Source organism: Kineobactrum salinum, from assembly GCF_010669285.1.
Lineage (GTDB): Bacteria > Pseudomonadota > Gammaproteobacteria > Pseudomonadales > Halieaceae > Kineobactrum > Kineobactrum salinum.
The window spans coordinates 4,488,511-4,505,739 of the sequence record NZ_CP048711.1 but is presented as its reverse complement, the minus strand read 5'-3'; the positions used below and the strand labels follow the sequence as shown (position 1 = coordinate 4,505,739).

Annotated in this window: 18 protein-coding genes; 5 read left to right on the top strand and 13 right to left on the bottom strand. The window is 62.4% G+C overall.

All coding sequences use genetic code 11. The features are described from left to right. Positions 1-7: 7 nt before the first annotated feature. The 9 genes from nqrM to G3T16_RS20080 form a co-directional block, all read right to left on the bottom strand. Positions 8-241 (bottom strand): (Na+)-NQR maturation NqrM, encoded by a 234-nt coding sequence (gene nqrM / locus G3T16_RS20120; protein ID WP_163496784.1) that lies wholly within the window; start codon positions 239-241, stop codon positions 8-10. Positions 242-259: 18 nt separating this feature from the next. After that, positions 260-1,336: an FAD:protein FMN transferase gene (locus tag G3T16_RS20115; RefSeq protein ID WP_232059184.1), complete on the bottom strand. Its 1,077-nt coding sequence runs from the start codon at positions 1,334-1,336 to the stop codon at positions 260-262. Beyond that, positions 1,317-2,540, bottom strand: coding sequence for an NADH:ubiquinone reductase (Na(+)-transporting) subunit F (gene nqrF / locus G3T16_RS20110; RefSeq protein ID WP_163496783.1), 1,224 nt, complete (start codon positions 2,538-2,540; stop codon positions 1,317-1,319). The genes G3T16_RS20115 and nqrF overlap by 20 nt, the downstream gene beginning before the upstream one ends. A 16-nt stretch (positions 2,541-2,556) precedes the next feature. Then, the gene (gene nqrE, locus G3T16_RS20105) at positions 2,557-3,165 is read right to left on the bottom strand and encodes an NADH:ubiquinone reductase (Na(+)-transporting) subunit E (RefSeq protein ID WP_163496782.1); all 609 of its coding nucleotides are present in this window, start codon (positions 3,163-3,165) and stop codon (positions 2,557-2,559) included. Then, complete coding sequence (locus tag G3T16_RS20100; RefSeq protein WP_163496781.1) at positions 3,165-3,827, bottom strand: NADH:ubiquinone reductase (Na(+)-transporting) subunit D; 663 nt, start codon at positions 3,825-3,827, stop codon at positions 3,165-3,167. Before G3T16_RS20100 ends, nqrE begins: the two co-directional genes overlap by 1 nt. A gap of 1 nt (position 3,828) precedes the next feature. Continuing rightward, positions 3,829-4,602: a Na(+)-translocating NADH-quinone reductase subunit C gene (locus tag G3T16_RS20095; protein WP_163496780.1), complete on the bottom strand. Its 774-nt coding sequence runs from the start codon at positions 4,600-4,602 to the stop codon at positions 3,829-3,831. Next, positions 4,595-5,791, bottom strand: coding sequence for an NADH:ubiquinone reductase (Na(+)-transporting) subunit B (locus tag G3T16_RS20090; protein WP_163496779.1), 1,197 nt, complete (start codon positions 5,789-5,791; stop codon positions 4,595-4,597). The genes G3T16_RS20095 and G3T16_RS20090 overlap by 8 nt, the downstream gene beginning before the upstream one ends. 3 nt (positions 5,792-5,794) lie before the next feature. Next, positions 5,795-7,141, bottom strand: a complete 1,347-nt coding sequence (locus G3T16_RS20085; RefSeq protein WP_163496778.1) for a Na(+)-translocating NADH-quinone reductase subunit A — start codon at positions 7,139-7,141, stop codon at positions 5,795-5,797. Between the two features lie 243 nt (positions 7,142-7,384). Then, positions 7,385-8,854 carry a glyceraldehyde-3-phosphate dehydrogenase gene (locus tag G3T16_RS20080; protein WP_163496777.1) on the bottom strand — a complete coding sequence of 490 codons (1,470 nt, stop codon included), beginning with the start codon at positions 8,852-8,854 and terminating at the stop codon, positions 7,385-7,387. A 183-nt stretch (positions 8,855-9,037) separates the two neighbouring features. Between G3T16_RS20080 and G3T16_RS22915 the strand changes: the two genes are divergently transcribed. The 3 genes from G3T16_RS22915 to G3T16_RS20070 are packed head-to-tail and all read left to right on the top strand — an operon-like array spanning position 9,038 to position 13,672. Beyond that, positions 9,038-10,573: a transcription-repair coupling factor family protein gene (locus tag G3T16_RS22915; RefSeq protein WP_332102847.1), complete on the top strand. Its 1,536-nt coding sequence runs from the start codon at positions 9,038-9,040 to the stop codon at positions 10,571-10,573. Continuing rightward, positions 10,492-12,501, top strand: a complete 2,010-nt coding sequence (gene mfd / locus G3T16_RS22910; protein ID WP_332102846.1) for a transcription-repair coupling factor — start codon at positions 10,492-10,494, stop codon at positions 12,499-12,501. Before G3T16_RS22915 ends, mfd begins: the two co-directional genes overlap by 82 nt. Further along, entirely contained in the window at positions 12,491-13,672 is a 1,182-nt protein-coding gene (locus G3T16_RS20070) for a CsiV family protein (RefSeq protein ID WP_163496776.1), read from the top strand. The genes mfd and G3T16_RS20070 overlap by 11 nt, the downstream gene beginning before the upstream one ends. On the opposite strand, the gene G3T16_RS20065 is transcribed toward G3T16_RS20070, so the two are convergent. From G3T16_RS20065 to G3T16_RS20060, 3 genes are read right to left on the bottom strand one after another with little or no spacing between them, the layout of a single operon-like run. Continuing rightward, entirely contained in the window at positions 13,629-14,150 is a 522-nt protein-coding gene (locus G3T16_RS20065) for an MTAP family purine nucleoside phosphorylase (RefSeq protein WP_232059410.1), read from the bottom strand. The genes G3T16_RS20070 and G3T16_RS20065 overlap by 44 nt on opposite strands. Positions 14,151-14,185: 35 nt before the next feature. After that, positions 14,186-14,368 (bottom strand): nucleoside phosphorylase-I family protein, encoded by a 183-nt coding sequence (locus G3T16_RS22260; protein ID WP_232059438.1) that lies wholly within the window; start codon positions 14,366-14,368, stop codon positions 14,186-14,188. Next, positions 14,365-15,468: a mechanosensitive ion channel family protein gene (locus G3T16_RS20060; RefSeq protein ID WP_232059183.1), complete on the bottom strand. Its 1,104-nt coding sequence runs from the start codon at positions 15,466-15,468 to the stop codon at positions 14,365-14,367. The genes G3T16_RS22260 and G3T16_RS20060 overlap by 4 nt, the downstream gene beginning before the upstream one ends. A 265-nt stretch (positions 15,469-15,733) precedes the next feature. Between G3T16_RS20060 and G3T16_RS20055 the strand changes: the two genes are divergently transcribed. Beyond that, positions 15,734-16,051 (top strand): DUF6763 family protein, encoded by a 318-nt coding sequence (locus tag G3T16_RS20055; RefSeq protein WP_163496775.1) that lies wholly within the window; start codon positions 15,734-15,736, stop codon positions 16,049-16,051. A 263-nt stretch (positions 16,052-16,314) separates the two neighbouring features. Further along, positions 16,315-16,914, top strand: coding sequence for a transcriptional repressor LexA (gene lexA, locus G3T16_RS20050; RefSeq protein ID WP_163496774.1), 600 nt, complete (start codon positions 16,315-16,317; stop codon positions 16,912-16,914). Positions 16,915-16,955: 41 nt separating this feature from the next. Here the strand turns inward: lexA and G3T16_RS20045 are convergent, their stop codons facing one another. Further along, positions 16,956-17,201, bottom strand: a complete 246-nt coding sequence (locus G3T16_RS20045) for a hypothetical protein (protein WP_163496773.1) — start codon at positions 17,199-17,201, stop codon at positions 16,956-16,958. Between the last annotated feature and the right edge of the window lie 28 nt (positions 17,202-17,229).

The window sequence follows — 17,229 nt, the reverse complement described above, 5'->3', positions numbered from 1 at the left end:
AGGAGTACTAGTGCTTGTCGGCGGGATAATACTGCACCTGCTGGTCGGAGACATCGCCGTCACGGGTTTCTTCCTCACAGCGTTTGGGATCGCCGCCGCAGATATCACAGGCCGTGTCCATGCCCAGGGCCCCGATACCACCGCAGGAACCCTTGATCGGTCCGCGCCCCGAGAGAACGCCCACAGCCATGATCGACATGATGAGGGCGATGATCACTACACTGAGCACAAAAACTGTCATTTCAAAATCCCTGCGGCTTCAGTTGCCACCTTGTGTACCGCTGTCCAGCCACGGAGAAAATGCGCTGGAGTGACTGCTCACAATACCGTCGCTGGTACGTCGCATCAAATAGACCGCCAGTCCCTGCTCTTCCGCCAGCTCCAGTGCCGCCTCCTCCCCCAGTACTTCCAATGCAGTGGCCCAGCCATCGGCACTGGTACAATCGTCCGCGATGACCGTTACCGATACCAGATCATGAGTGACCGGGGAGCCGGTCCGCGGGTCGATACTGTGGGAATAGCGCCGGCCATCCACCTCGAAGAAATTGCGGTAATCGCCGGAGGTCGCTACCGCCTTGTCGGTCACAGCCAGCGCCCTGGCCGGGCTGCGGGTTCCGGTGCCGGGCCGCTCAATCGCCACCCGCCAAGCATCGCCGCGGGGACTGTGCCCGGCCACGCGTATCTCTCCTCCTACTTCGACCAGGAAATTGTCGATTTGTTGCGACAGTAACTCCTGTGCCAACAAATCCACCGCATAGCCCTTGGCAATGGATGACAGATCCAGCGCCACATCCCGCTGCTTGCGCAGCCGGCTCGCAGCCACGTCCAGCTCCAGGTACTGCTGCCCCACCCGCTCCAGCCGGGATGCGATCTCGGCGGCGGAGGGCAGGTCCCGGCGCAGGACCTCGTCGCTCCCCGCTCCAAAACCCCACAGGTCCACCAGGGGGCTGACGGTGACGTCATAGGCGCCCCCGGACGCCGCGCCGATCATCAGGGCGGTCTGCATGACTTCAGTGAAACCGGCCGACAGCTCAACCCAGTCGCCGGGCTCGCTGTGATTGAAGCGGCTGATTTCCGAATCGCTACGCCAGGTGGACATGCTGTCATTCACTGCCTCCAGCTGCTGCTCGAGACTCTGCTGCAGCTGGCTGCGCTCAACCGCAGCACCCGCAGGCGGCAGGTAGGTCACCTGCCAGCTGGTGCCCATGGTTGCGCCGGACAGCTGTACCGGCGCCTGCTCACGCTCGCAACCAGCCAGCAGCAGCGCCAGCAGGATGCCAAAGAGCCATCGGGTACCGCAGGCAACGGCTGTGGGTTTAGCCGCCAAAATCGTCAAGCAGGATATTCTCGGGTTCCACACCCAGATCGGTCAGCATCCGTATCACCGCGGCGTTCATCATTGGCGGCCCGCACATGTAGTACTCGCAATCTTCCGGCGCCGGATGATTCTTCAGGTACTCTTCAAACAACACGGTGTGAATAAAGCCCGTGAGCCCCTCCCAGTTGTCCTCTGGCTGGGGGTCGGACAGCGCGACGTGCCATTCGAAATTGTCATTCTCCGCCGCCAGTTGATCGTAGTCCTCGACATAGAACATCTCGCGCAGCGAACGGGCGCCGTACCAGAAGGATATCTTGCGCTTGCTGTTGAGACGGCGCAGCTGGTCGAAAATATGCGAGCGCATCGGGGCCATGCCGGCACCGCCGCCGATAAAGATCATCTCGGCGTCGGTATCCTTGGCAAAGAATTCACCAAATGGACCGTAGACCTTGACCTTGTCCCCGGGCTTCAGGTTGAACACCCAGGAAGACATGATGCCGGGCGGAATACCCTCGCTGCCTGGCGGCGGGGTCGCGATGCGGATATTGAACTTGACCACACCGCGCTCTTCGGGATAGTTGGCCATGGAGTAGGCGCGAATGACGGGCTCGTCGATTTTCGACTCCAGTTCGAAAAAACCAAAGCGTTCCCAGTCAGAGCGATATTCCGCATCGATATCGAAGTCCTTGAACTTGACATGATGCGGCGGACATTCCAGCTGCACATAGCCACCGGCGCGGAAGTCAACGTTCTCGCCCTCGGGCAGACGCAGGGTCAGTTCCTTGATGAAGGTGGCCACATTGGGATTGCTGTCGACGGTGCATTCCCACTGCTTGACCCCGAACACCTCTTCCGGCACCTTGATCTTCATGTCCTGCTTGACCGAAGTCTGGCAGCTCAGGCGCCAGCCCTCCTGGGCATCGCGGCGGGTAAAGTGGGACTCTTCCGTGGGTAACATCGCCCCGCCGCCTTCGGTGACAATGCACTTGCACTGGGCGCAGGTGCCGCCGCCACCACAGGCGGAGGGCAGAAACAGGCCGCCCTCGGACAAGGTCTGCAACAGCTTGCCGCCAGCGGCAACATGCAAGGTTTTTTCACCATTGATTTCGATGGCCACTTCGCCGCTACTTACCAGGCGTGAGCGGGCGGCCAGGATCACGGCCACCAGGGCGAGTACTATCGCCGTGAACATCGTTACGCCAAGTACAATCGTAATATTCATAGCAAACTGCTTCCGCCTAGATGTTCATACCGCCGAAGGACATAAAACCCAGTGACATCAACCCCACGGTGATAAAGGTTATGCCCAGGCCCTGCAAGCCATCGGGTACATCACTGTACTTGAGTTTTTCGCGAATGCCGGCCAGCGCAATAATGGCCAGCGCCCAGCCGACACCCGCACCGGCACCGAAAACAACGCTCTCTCCAAAATCGTAGTCCCGCTCGACCATGAACAATGAGGCGCCCAGAATGGCGCAGTTCACGGTAATCAGTGGCAGGAAAACCCCGAGTGCGTTGTAGAGTACCGGCACGTATTTGTCGAGGAACATCTCCATGATCTGCACGATCGCAGCAATCACGCCGATATAGGACAGCAGGCCAAGGAAGCTGAGATCGACATCGGGCAGCCCCGCCCAGGCCAGCGCCCCATCTGCCAGCAGATTGTTGTAGATCAGGTTGTTGACGGGCACGGTGATGGTCAGCACCACAATGACAGCGATGCCCAGACCGATGGCCGCCTGCACTTTCTTGGAAATGGCCAGGAAGGTGCACATGCCGAGGAAGAAGGCCAGCGCCATGTTCTCGATGAAGACAGCGCGAATGAAAAGGCTCAGATACTGTTCCATCACACGCCCTCCTCGGCTGCAGTGTGTTTGGCTATCGTGAAATCAGGTTTTTCAACCTGCTCCTTGCGCACACTGCGCAGCGTCCAGATAAAGAAACCGATCAGGAAAAATGCACTGGGCGGTAACAGCAGCAGGCCGTTCGGAACGTACCAGCCACCCTCGGTGGCCAGCGGAAGGATCTCGATCCCAAACAGCTTGCCCGAACCCAGCAATTCCCGCACCACCGCGACCGACAGCAGGACCACACTGTAGCCCAGGCCATTGCCAACGCCGTCAAAGAAGCTCGGCAACGGCGGATTTTTCATCGCGAAGGCTTCCGCGCGGCCCATCACGATGCAGTTGGTGATAATCAGGCCGACAAACACTGACAGCTGTTTGCTGATCTCGTAGGCAACGGCCTTCAGGATCTGGTCCACCACGATCACCAGCGATGCGATGATGGTCATCTGCACGATAATCCTGATGCTGTTGGGGATATAGTTGCGAATGGATGAAATGAACAGGTTGGAAAATGCAGTCACGGAAACCAGCGCGACACACATCACCACGGTCACCTGCAGTGAGGAGGTAACCGCCAGCGCCGAGCAAATGCCCAGAATCTGCAGCGCAATCGGATTGTCCTTGAAAATCGGCGTAATGAGGGTTTCTTTCATGGTCGCCATGTCAGGCCTCCCCTGCTTTCAGTTTGCTAAGAAATGGCTCGAAGCCCTGCTCGCCCAGCCAGAATTGCACCAGCTGGGATACGCCGCGGCTGGTGAGGGTGGCGCCCGACAGGCCGTCGACGCGCCATTGGGCCAGCGGGCTGGCGGAGTCGACGCTGCCCTTGGCGAGCGCAATTTCCACCTCGCCATCGCGGTACACCTGCTTGCCCGGCCACTGTGCCTTCCACCTCGGATTGTCGACCTCGCCCCCCAGGCCGGGCGTCTCCCCGTGATCATAAAAGCCCAGGCCCGCCACCGTGTTGCCATCGGCCTCCAGCGCGATAAAACCATGCAGGGTGGACCACAGGCCGTAACCGCGGATGGGCAGAATCACCTTGTCCAGCTCGCCATCTTCAGTCTCGACCAGATAGACCGGCGCATAGTGCTCGCGCCGCCCGATCTGGGCGATATCATCGTCGCCCGCAAGATTCTGCGACTGCGCAGGATTCTTCGCCGCTTTCAGCTGGTCGTAATTCGAAATATCCACCGCGTCGCTAAACTCGCCGGTGCGCAGATCCACCACCCGGGTCTGAACCTGGGCGAATTGCTCATCCACCGGCACACCCTCCTCCAGCATACCCGCGGCGGCCAGAATATTGCGCTTGCGATCCAGCGTCCGGTTGACATCCTGGGCCGGCTTCAGCAGGACTGCGGCGGTTGACACCACCACTGAACAGACGATGCACAGGGACAGCGCGACCAGCAGGGTTTTTCTGATGCCGTCGTTCTTAGACACGAGCGAGTCTCCGTTTGATATTGGCCTGAACCACGAAGTGATCCATCAGCGGGGCAAACAGGTTGGCGAACAGGATCGCCAGCATGATGCCCTCGGGAAAGGCGGGATTGACGACGCGGATAAGCACCGTCATCAGGCCGATCAGAATGCCGAATGCAAATTTGCCGGTATCGGTCATCGCCGCCGACACCGGATCGGTGGCCATGAAGATCATGCCAAACGCAAAACCGCCTACCACCAGATGCCAGTACCAGGGCATGGCAAAGGCCGGGTTGCTGTCGGAACCAACCAGGTTGAACAGTGTGGACAGCGCAACCATGCCCAGGAACACCCCGGCGACGATACGCCAGGATGCGATGCGCGTGACCAGCAGCACGACACCGCCCAGCAGGATGGCCAGGGTCGAGGTTTCGCCGATCGAGCCGGGCAGATTGCCCATGAAGGCCTGCATCCAGCTCCATTGCTCCTGTACTGCAGCCATCCCCTGGGAGGCAACCAGTGACAGCGGCGTCGCGCCGGTATAACCGTCGATCGCGACCCATACGGCATCGCCCGACATCTGGGCCGGGTAGGCAAAATAGAGGAAGGCGCGCCCGGTCAGCGCCGGGTTGAGGAAGTTCTTGCCGGTGCCGCCAAACACTTCCTTGCCTATCACCACGCCGAAGCTGATGCCCAGGGCCACCTGCCACAACGGGATGTCCGGCGGACAGACCAGCGCAAACAGAATGGAGGTTACGAAAAAGCCCTCGTTGACCTCGTGGCCCCGTTTCATCGCGAACAGCACCTCCCAGAACCCGCCCACCACGAAGGTGACGAAGTAGATCGGCACGAAATACAGCGCACCGAACAGGAAGCAGTCCCAGATACTGCCGGGATCATTGCCGCCGAACAACGCTATCAGGCTGCCGCGCCAGCCCTCGACCTCGCCGCCGCTGGCGGCGAGAAAGTCATTGGCCTGAAAGCCGAGGTTGTACATGCCATAGAACATGGCCGGGAAGGCCGCCAACCACACCGTGATCATGATGCGCTTCAGATCTACCCCGTCGCGCACGTGCGCGGTGCTGCGGGTAACCGAAGAGGGCGAATAGAACATTGTGTCTATCGCTTCATAGAGGGGATACCACTTCTGGTAACGGCCGCCCTCTTCAAAATGGTGCTCGACATCGTCCAGAATCTTGCGCAGTCCCACGGCTCAGCCCTCCTTCTCGATGCGTGTGAGGTTATCCCGCAAAATGGGACCGTACTCGTACTTGCCGGGACAGACATAGGTACACAGGGCGACATCCTCCTCGTCCAGGTCGAGGCAACCCAGCGCCTGCGCGGTATCGCTGTCGCCGACAATCAGCGCCCGCAACAACTGGGTCGGCAGATAGTCCTGGGGAACCACACGTTCGTAGGAACCCACCGGCACCATTGCCCGCGGGCTGCCATTGGTGGTGGTGGTCATCGGCAGCGGCTTGCTGCCGAACAGGCCGCTGAGATAGATGCCCAGGCTGGAGTGCTTGTCCGCCCCCGGCGACAGCCAGCCCAGGAAGTCCCGCTGGCGCCCTTCCTGCAACACCGATACCTGGTTGTGATAGCGGCCCAGATAGGCTGTGGGTGCCTGCACCCGGCGCCCGCCCAGCACCGAGCCGGAGATAATCCTGTTTTCACCTTCCCTGGTCTGGCCGGCGCACAGAGCCTGCAGGTCCGCGCCCATGCGCACGCGCAGCAGGCGCGGATCCTCGACCTGGGGACCCGCCAGCGCTATCACCCGCTCGCTGTACACCGCTCCGTCCAGAAACAGGTGGCCGATGGCGATGACGTCCTGATAGCCAATCGTCCACACGACCTTGGTCTGGCTGACGCCACCTTCGAGAAAATGAATGTGGGTCCCGGCCAGTCCCGCGGGGTGGGGGCCGGCGAACGGTGCGATCTCGATATTGTCTGCCGTACCCAATGGCAGCTCGACCCCGGCGGCGCAGCAAAGATACAGCTTGCCGTCGGTCAGCCGCGCCAGCAGGTCCTGGCCCAGCGCAAAGGCCTCGGCCTGCTCCCCGATAACCAGAGCCGGGTCCGGCGCCAACGGGTGGGTATCAATAGCGGTGATGAAAATGGCGGCTGCCTGGGAGTCCAGTGCTGGCACTTTGCTGAACGGCCGCGTCCGCAGCGCGGTCCACTGTCCGGCGTTGTTCAGTTGCTCGCGGATTGCGGCCGGCTCCAGTGCGCCGGCGGCCTCCCTGTCCCAGGCCGGGAAGGATTCTGCTTCATCGCCGTCGATCTCGATTACGACCGACTGCAGCACCCGCCGGGCACCGCGATTAATGGCGGTGACTACGCCTCCCGCCGGGGCGGTATAACGCACTCCCGGGGTTTTCTTGTCGGTAAACAGCAGCTGACCACGCTTGACCCGCTGCCCTTCCTCCACTTCCATCGTGGGCTTCATGCCGACATAGTCGGGGCCGACCAACGCCGCTGTGCGAGCCACCGGAGCCTCTTCAATCGCTTGTCGGGGAGCCCCCAGAATGGGGATATCCATGCCCCGCTTGATCTTGATCATACGATCTGCCTACAGGTTCAAAAGTAAAATGTAGCGGCTGAAGCCACGGCGCGGAGCCCATTGCGCCCGCCGGATGGAGAGTGCGGATGGCCGAGTGGCAAATGCGCACAAGCCGGATCACTCATCACTGGCCACCCCGATCCGGCGCGCGCATTATAACGGATCATGCCACCGCAATACCACTGTAGCAGCGGGACAGCCGGTTGATTTTGAACAACTTTCGCGCCAGGCCTGTGACCGGGGTCACGCTTTCCTTGGATAGCGGGCGTAACGGATACCGGCCATTTTTTCAAGAATGCGGTAGACCTGGCAGCTGTACCCGAACTCGTTGTCGTACCACAGGTACAAGACCGCCTGGCTGCCGTTGACGATGGTCGCCTGGGCATCGAACACGCAGGCGTGACGCGAACCGACGAAGTCGCTGGATACCACTTCCGGTGAATTGGAGTAATCAACCTGTTTGCGCATCGGGGAGTGCAGCGCGATGTTGCGCATGTACTCATTGAGCTCTTCACGACTGGTTTCCCGCCCCAGCGTCAGGTTCAGTATGGCCATCGACACATTGGGCGTTGGCACCCGGATGGCATTGCCAGTGAGCTTGCCGGCCAGCTGCGGCAGGACCTTGCCCACCGCCTTGGCCGCGCCGGTCTCGGTCAACACCATGTTCAGGGGTGCACTGCGGCCGCGGCGGTCGGCCTTGTGATAATTGTCGGTCAGGTTCTGGTCGTTGGTGTAGGCGTGAACCGTCTCCACGTGCCCGTTGACAATGCCGAAGTGGTCGTCTATCGCCTTCAGCGGCGGCACTATGGCGTTGGTGGTGCAGGAGGCGGCAGAGACGATGGTGTCGTTCTCGGTGACGATTTCATCGTTGATTCCCGCGACCACATTTTTCATGTCGCCCTTGCCCGGCGCCGTCAGAATCACCTTGCTGACACCCTTCGACTTCAGGTGCAGGGACAGTCCGGCCTCATCGCGCCAGACGCCGGTATTGTCAATCACGACTGCGTTGTCGATGCCGTAGACGGTGTAGTCTATGCTGTCCGGCGCATCGGCATAGATGACCTTGACCTCGTTGCCATTGGCGACGAAGGAGCCCCGCTCCTCATCGACCCGGATGGTGCCATCGAAGGCGCCATGCACAGAGTCACGCCGCAGCAGGCTGGCACGCTTGAGCAGGTCATCGGGTGCATTGCCCTTGCGCACGACCACGGCGCGCAGACGCAGGGACTCGCCGCCGTCGGTCTTGTCGATCAGGATCCGGGCCATCAGCCGGCCTATCCGGCCAAAACCGTAGAGCACCACGTCAACCGGCCTGGCCGGCGACGCACTCCGGGCACCCACCAGATCGGCAACCTCCCGCCTGACATATTCCTCGATGCTGAGCCCGGCGCCGTCACCCCGGTCGTAATAGTTCACCGCGAGACGGCCGATGTCGATATGAGCGGGACCCAGATCCAGCGTCGACAGTACCGTCAGAATCGGGAACGTCTCGAACTCTGACAGTTCGTTTTCCTCGACCTGGCGCACGTAGCGATGGTCCTTCATGATCTGGGTGACGGATTGATTGACCAGCGATTTGCCGTAGATATAACACTTGACGTTATGTTGGCGGGAAAGCTGGCCCACCAGCGGGATCATGCCTTCCGCCAGCGCCTCCCGTTCCTTCCAGTCCTTGAAATAGTCGTCGGGACGTTCCCTCTTTCTCTCGTTCACTCGCTGGTTACCTCTGGCCGGGGGAATGGGTGGGACTCAACGGGCGCGTATTATCGTATTCTGACCCCCCGTCCGCAAGGCGCGCGGGGGGTAAAAATCACCGGCTTCGCCGGGAAAGTTTCATCTGCCGTCAAATTCCTTACAATAGGCGCCCCTGGTCCCGCTCGCGGCAGCTGCACGCCTATGTTCAAATCCCTGCTCGAGGCCACTCCCTGGCCCGCCAAGCCCGGCAGCCGCACGGCGCTGGGCCCGTTCCACGGCTGCGCCGAGGCGCGCTGTATTGCCGAACTGGCGCGCCCTGGAGAGTTGCTGCTGGTAGTGACTGCCGACACCAGCTCGGCGCTGGCGCTGGAGCGGGAGCTGCCCTTCTTCCTGGGGGAGTCCACCGCCATTCTGGCCTTCCCTGACTGGGAAACCCTGCCCTACGACAACTTTTCGCCTCACCAGGATATTATTTCGGAGCGCCTGGAAACCCTGTACCGGCTACCCAGCCTGGCGGCCGGCATCCTGATCGTACCGATCCCGACGCTGATGCACCGGCTCGCACCCGTGGACTATATCGCCGGTTCCAGCCTGGTGCTGGAGCCCGGCCAGACACTGGAACTGGACAGCTTCCGGCGCAGCCTCGACCGCAACGGCTACCGCCATGTCGATACCGTCTATGAACACGGTGAATTCGCGCTGCGTGGCGCATTGCTCGACATCTTTCCGATGGGCAGCGAGCTGCCCTTCCGGGTCGACCTGCTGGACGATGAAGTCGACACACTGCGGACCTTCGATCCGGAAACCCAGCGCACGGTCAGCAAGGTGGACGCCATCAATCTGCTGCCGGCCCGGGAATATCCGCTCAATGCCGCGGCAATCAGTCGTTTCCAGCTGAACTGGTACGATGCCTTCGAGGTTGACCACGACGCCTGTCCAACCTACACCGAGGTCAGCGCCGGCCGCTCGCCGGGAGGCTGCGAATACTATCTGCCGCTGTTTTTCGAGCACTGCGCCACGCTGTTTGACTACCTGCCGCCACAGACACCCATCGTGGCCATCGGCGACCACTACCAGGCCGCCCAGCGCTTCTGGGACGAGGCCAACAGCCGCTACACAGAGTACGGCATCGATCCGCGCCGGCCATTGCTGCCTCCGCGGCGCTGCTTTACACCGGTGGAGGAGCTCTATCAACTGCTGGGGGCCTGTCCGGTCCTCGAATTGCGCCGCAGCAGCGACGCCCCGGTTCATGTGGCCAGCCCTTCACAGCCGCTGCCCGACCTGGGCAGCAGCGGCTCACGCCAGACCCCGGCGGACCGGCTGCAACATTTCATCAGCCAGCACCCGGGACCGATCCTGTTGTGCGCCGAATCCGCCGGGCGCCGGGAAATCCTGCTGGAGAGCCTGGCGGCGCACGGGCTGGCGCCGGAGGAAGTGGCCGGGTGGCAGCAATTCCTGGCCTCCGGGCTGCGCTTTGCCATCACCACAGCGCCGCTGGATCGCGGCATGTACTTCGGCCCCGGCTTGCCTACGCTGATCTGCGAATCGCAGCTGTTCGGTGACCGGGTGGCCCAGCGCCGCAGGCGGCGCAAGCTGGACGACAGCGCCACCCAGAACGTATTCCGGGACATCAACGAGTTGCGCGAGGGGTCCCCGTGGTCCATCTCGAGCACGGCGTCGGTCGTTATCTGGGCCTGCAGACCCTGCACGTCGACGGCGCCGACAATGAATTCCTGACCCTGGAATACGCCCAGGGCAGCAAGCTGTACGTACCCGTGGCCTCGTTGCACCTGGTCAGCCGCTATGCCGGCAGCGACCCCGAGTTGGCGCCGCTGCACCGGCTGGGTTCGGACCAGTGGGAAAAAGCCCGGCGCAAGGCCAGCGAGAAGGCCGGCGACGTCGCCGCCCAGTTGCTGGAGGTCTATGCCCGGCGCGAGGCCCGCGAAGGTTTCTGCTTTGAATTGCCGGCCCTGGAGTATGAACAGTTCGCGGCCAGCTTCCCATTTGAGGAAACCGCCGACCAGGCGGCCGCCATCGAGGCAGTGGTCAGCGACATGACCAGCCCCCGGGTTATGGACCGGCTGATCTGCGGCGACGTGGGCTTCGGCAAGACCGAGGTCGCCATGCGTGCCGCCTTTATTGCCGCCCGCAATGGCAAGCAGGTCGCGGTACTGGTGCCCACCACGCTGCTGGCCCAGCAACATTTCAATTCCTTCTCGGACCGCTTCGCCGACTGGCCGGTGACCGTGGAAGTGGTATCGCGCTTCAAGTCCGGCAAGCAGACCGGTGAGGTGGCACAGCGCGTGGCCAGCGGCGAAGTCGATATCCTGGTCGGCACCCACAAGCTGCTGCAGCAGGATTTCAACTTCAAGGACCTGGGCTTGCTGATCATCGACGAAGAACACCGCTTCGGTGTCAAGCAGAAAGACACCATCAAGGCGCTGCGGGCCGAGGTGGACATCCTGACGCTGACCGCCACCCCGATACCGCGCACGCTGAACATGGCGCTGGGCGGGATGCGCGACCTGTCCATCATCGCTACCCCGCCCGCCCGCCGGCTGTCCATCAAGACCTTCATTCGCGAGCACAATATCGCGCTGATCCGCGAGGCGGTGTTGCGGGAAACCCTGCGCGGCGGCCAGGTGTACTACCTGTACAACGAGGTCAAGACCATCGAGGAGACCGCCCGCAAGCTGCGCGAGCTGCTGCCGGACCTGTCCATAGCCGTGGCCCACGGCCAGATGCGGGAAACCCAGCTGGAACAGGTGATGTCGGCGTTCTATCACCAGCGCCACCACATCCTGTTGTGCACCACCATTATCGAAACCGGCATCGACATTCCCAACGCCAACACCATCATCATCGAGCGCGCGGACCGCTTCGGCCTGGCCCAGTTGCATCAGCTGCGGGGCCGGGTGGGCCGCTCCCACCACCAGGCCTACGCCTACCTGCTGTGCCCACCCCGCTCGGTGATTACCCCCGATGCCGGGAAACGACTGGAGGCGATCGAGGCGGCCGGGGACCTGGGCGCCGGCTACATGCTGGCCACCAATGACCTGGAGATCCGGGGCGCCGGCGAACTGCTGGGCGATGAGCAGAGCGGGCAGATCCACAGCGTCGGCTTCAGTCTGTACATGACCATGCTGGAGCGCGCGGTAGCGGCACTGCGGCGCGGCGAGATTCCCGATGCCGATGCGCCGCTGGAAGCCGGCACCGAGATCAAGCTCCACTTGCCGGCGCTGATTCCCGAGGACTACCTGCCGGACATCAATACCCGCCTGGTCCTCTACAAGCGCTTTGCCGCCGCCAGTTCGGAGCAGGACCTGCGCGACATTCAGGTGGAAATGATCGACCGCTTTGGCTTGCTGCCGCCCCAGGTCAAGAACCTGGTACAGCTGGCCCGCCTGCGGCTGAAGGCCGAGGCGCTGGGTATCAGCGGGCTTGAGGTTGGACCGGAGGGTGGTAGTATCGATTTCAGGGTATCCACGCGGGTCAATCCCCTGAGCCTGGTCAAGCTGGTACAGTCCGACCCCAAGGGCTATCAGCTGGCGGGCGCCACTCGCCTGCGCTTCAAGCGCGAGCTGGAATCGCCCGACGAACGCCAGCAATTTGCCGACCAGCTGCTGGACATTTTTGCCGCCGACGCCACGGAACATGCCGCCTGATGAAGACCCTGCCCTCCCCTTCCCCGGCTTCGCGCTGCTGGCCGCCCTGCTGCTGTGCCCCCCGGCTATCGCCGAAGAGTCCCGCTGGTATCAGGTGGAGCTGCTGATAGTGGCCCACACCGACCCGGCCGCGGCCGGGGCCGAAGCCTGGCCACCGCTGCCCGAGCTGCAGTATCCCGAGACGGTCCGCTTCCTGGTCGATCCGGCGCAAATCCAGCACCGCCTGCAGCAGTATCCCGCCGCCGGCAGCAGTGAGCTCGATGAGCTTGGGCGGCAGCACATCTTCCTGCTACCCGAGCTCACAGCTGAGCAACAGGCCAGCCTGGAGGCCACCATCCGGGATCAGCCTGCGGTGCCCGACATACCCCGGCGCGGCGCCGGTGAGCCCGGCGCCGCGAACGCCGGGGATGAACCGCTCGCGTCCGACCCAGGCGACGCAGGCGTTGACGTGGCCGACGCTGCGGCCGTCGATCCGAAGGAAGCGGCTGAACCGGCGCCGCGTCTGCCCACGCCCTTCGTGCAGTTGCCGGCAACGGCGCGGGAATTCCGTGGCAAAGCCGCCTATATGGAACGCACCGGCAAGTACCGGATCCTCTACCACCAGGTCTGGTGGCAACCGGTAACCGCCCGCAAGCAGGCGCTGCCGCTGGTGCTGGATCAATCCGGCGACGCTCGCGAATATCCGCCGCTGCAGGGAACCATCACCCTGTCGCGCTCACGCTATTTGCACCTGGACACCCGCTTGTGGCTGAACACCGACGGCGACTATCTGCCGGGGGACTGGCGCATGCCCGCCCCGCCCCTGTCACCGCCTTCGCTGGTGCTGGTGGAGGCCCCGCCGCTACTGCCGCTGAGCGAACCACTGCACAAGCCGGATTACCCGTCCAGCCCGACGGCATTCGATGCAGCTTCGGAAAGTGATGCCGAGCCGGAACCGGTGGCCACACCGCAGTACCCCTACCGGCATGCGGTACTGCTGGAGCAACAGCGCCGTATGCGTTCCAACGAGGTTCACTACATCGACCATCCCCTGCTGGGCATTGTCGTCAAGCTGACCCCACTGGATGAGGACGAGCTGGCCACTGCCGACTACGACCGTGCGTTGCTGCCCTACCTCCCCGGCAAAACTACTCCGGCAGCAACGCCAGCAGAGTCTCCAGCAGGGAGCTGACCACCCGGATCTCCCGCTGCAGGATCTCGCGCATCATTGCCTGCGACAGGGGCAGATCGCCGAGGCCGGCTGCCGGGTTGACCACCATGCAGACGCAGGCATAAGCAATGCCCAGCTCCCGCGCCAGCGCCGCTTCGGGCATGCCGGTCATGCCCACGATGTCGCAGCCGTCAGCCGCCATGCGCCGGATCTCCGCGGCGGTTTCCAGCCGCGGCCCCTGCACCACGCCGTGTACGGCAGCGGGCTCATGCTCCACCCCGGCCCGCGCTGCGGCCTCCAGCAGGGACAGGCGCAGCTCGCGGTCATACGGTTCAGTGAAATCGATGTGCAGCAGGCTGCCGCTGCGGCCGTCATCGAAGGTATGGGCCCGGCCCCAGGTATAATCGATGATCTGGTCGGGGATCACCAGCCGGCCCGGCTGCATCTGCGGGCCAATCCCGCCGACCGCATTGATGCCGACCAGCCGGCGCGCACCCAGGGACCACAGCGCCTGCAGATTGGCCCGGTAATTGATCAGGTGGGCGGGATGGCGCCTGGGCTGCCGTGGCGCTGCAGAAACAACACCCGGCGCGAACCCAGCTGTCCTTCCAGAATGCTGCGCGAGGGCCTGCCGAACTCCGTGTCGGGCAGGTGCTCGCGAATATCGTGCAGCCCCTGCAGCTGGTCGATACCGGTGCCGCCGATAATGCCGATCATGACAACTGCTCCGGTTCCGGTTCCGGACCCGACTGCAGGTGCAGGGTACGGGTGGGAAGGGCGACATCCGCGCCCTGGGCATCGATTATCCCGAGTATTCCCAGCAGAATATCCTGCTTGATACGGTGGTATTCCACCCACACAGTCGTTTTGGTAAATGCGTAGATGAAGAAATCCAGCGACGAGGCCCCGAAGCTGACGAAGTTCACCATCAAGGTCCGGTTCTGGTCGATCTCCGGGTGCTGTTCCAGCATGTCGCGGACCCCGCTCACCACCGCGGCCATCCGGTCGGCATCCTGATAGCGCAGCCCGATGGTCTCATAGATCCGGCGATTGAACATTCGCGAGGGATTCTCCACTGCTATCTGCGTAAATACCGCATTCGGCACATACAGTGGCCGCTGGTCAAAGGTGCGTATGCGGGTCAGGCGCCAGCCGATGTCCTCGACCGTGCCCTCTATTTCCTGGTCGGGGGAGCGGATCCAGTCACCCGGACTGAAGGGACGGTCCAGGTAGATGCTGAGCCCGCCGAAAAAGTTCGCCAACAGATCCTTGGCCGCGAAACCGACTGCTATGCCGCCGATCCCACCGAAAGCGAGCAGCCCCGACACCGAGACGCCGATACTCTGCAGTGCCATCAACCCGGCCACTATCCACAGCGTGATGCGCAGCAGTTTGGCGGTCGAGTGCACCGCTGCCTTGTCAGTTGAAGCCCGGGTTCCGCGGGCCGGGTTCAGCAACTCCAGTTCCGACAGCAGGATCAGCCGGTGCAGAAACCAGGCCAGCAACAGCACCAGGGCCGTATCGTAGGCCCGCAGCACCGCATTGCGCGCGGCCTCGGCAACCGGCAGGATACTCAGCGCCAGAATCAGCACCGCCACCCACAATACTACCCGCAGCGGTACCTGCAGGGCTTCGACCACCACATCGTCCCAGCGATTGGCGGTGTGGCGGGCAGCTCCGAGCAGGCGCCGCAAAATCATGCCCAGCAGCAGGTGGGCAAGCCCACCGGCCAGCACCAGCCCCGCCAATGCAGCCACAGGGCTGTCGAGGCCATAGCTGGCGGCCAGGTTGATCAAGTATTGTTCAATATTCTGCACGATGCTGGCGGCTCCTGCGCTGGAAGTTCTTAGACAATTTTTTTATTTCGAGAGCGGGCTGGGCCCTGATTAACAGTATAACAGCGCCCTGTCGACATGAGGCCACTTTTGCAAAAGCGGTGCAAGCAACTGATCTTGCAACCAAAGTTTCAGACCCCGGAAGTCGGGCCCGAAAACCTGCTGTCCGGGAGGCCGGAACGCTGCAGTGGACAGCGCGAATGAGCATGCTATGTTGGCCACACAAGCAGTTTTTGGGGAGGGTGAGATGAAAATGCTAAGTCCTGTAGTAGGAGGCTGGTACAAGGATCTCGAGACTGGCGCGCTGTTCGAAGTAGTGGCCTGGGACACTGCCACCCTCACGATAGAAACACAGTATCTCGATGGGGAAGTCGCCGAATACGATCTGGATGTCTGGCGGGACATGCCGCTGGAGGCAGCCGCGGCTCCGGAGGACTGGCGCACACCCTTTGAACTGGATGACGAGGATAACCTGGATCCCGACCTGCCGTTTCATCCGGAAGACTGGAACAGCCCGCTGTCCCTGATCGAGCCTGAAACGATGTATGGAGTGGAGGATTACTGAGCAGTCCGCCTGCGCCATAGCCTGTACACGCCGGATTCGCCCGGGACGGATACCCAGGTAAATTACCCCCGCTTGCCCTCGGCATCAGACCCGCCCTTTGGCCCGAAGCACCTCGTCCGACAAGCCCTCTTCTGCCCGGCCCGCCTGTTGCCCCCAGCGCAACACTATTATCCTTGGGATGTTGAGGTGGCCATGGCACTTGTGATGCACCATGATCACTGTATATAATCACAGCCACTGTATAAATACACAGATGGCAGATCATGGAAAAACTGACCCAGCGACAACAACAGGTCCTGGATATCATCCGGGTTCATATCGATGAAACCGGCTATCCGCCGACCCGCGCCGATATCGCCCGGGAGCTGGGATTCAAGTCCGCGAACGCAGCCGAGGAGCACCTGAAGGCGCTGGCCCGCAAGGGAGCAATTGAAATCATCGCCGGCGCGTCGCGGGGCATCCGCCTGCCCGACAACCCCGGCATCCCGATTATCGGCCGGGTGGCGGCGGGCAGCCCGCTGCTGGCACAGGAACATATCGAGGATTACTGCGACCTGCCACCGGCGTTTTTCAAGCCGCGGGCCGATTACTTCCTGCGGGTGCGGGGCGACAGCATGGTTGAGGCCGGCATCCTCGACGGCGACTTACTGGCGGTACACAGCACCCCGATCGCCAGGAACGGCGATATCGTAGTGGCCAGGATCGAGGATGAGGTCACGGTGAAGCGGCTGCGCCGCGGCAACAGCAAGTATCTGCTGGAGTTGCTGCCGGAAAATCCGGCCTATGAGCCCATTCAGGTAGACTTGCGGCAACAGGATTGTACGATAGAAGGATTGAGCGTCGGGGTACTGCGGCGCGGTTAGGGCACCGCCCCGAGGGCACCAGCCATACCCCGGCACGGGGATCAGTGCAGGACCCGGGGGCGGCCGTCGGCATCCTCCAGCGCGCTGTCCTGTTCAACCAGCGTGGCAGCGGCCTGCATGCCGGCCTGGATCATGACCTTGGCCACTTCCAGTCCGCTGTCCATCAGGTAAAGCCGCGATTCATCAGAAAAACTGATTCTCACCAGCGGCTCAGAGTCGTCATCAGCGCGCTGCAACACAATCTCGCCTTCGCCGAGATCAACAATTTCCAACAGGGATGTGGGCACTCAGGCTACCTCACTGCGTCACATGAAG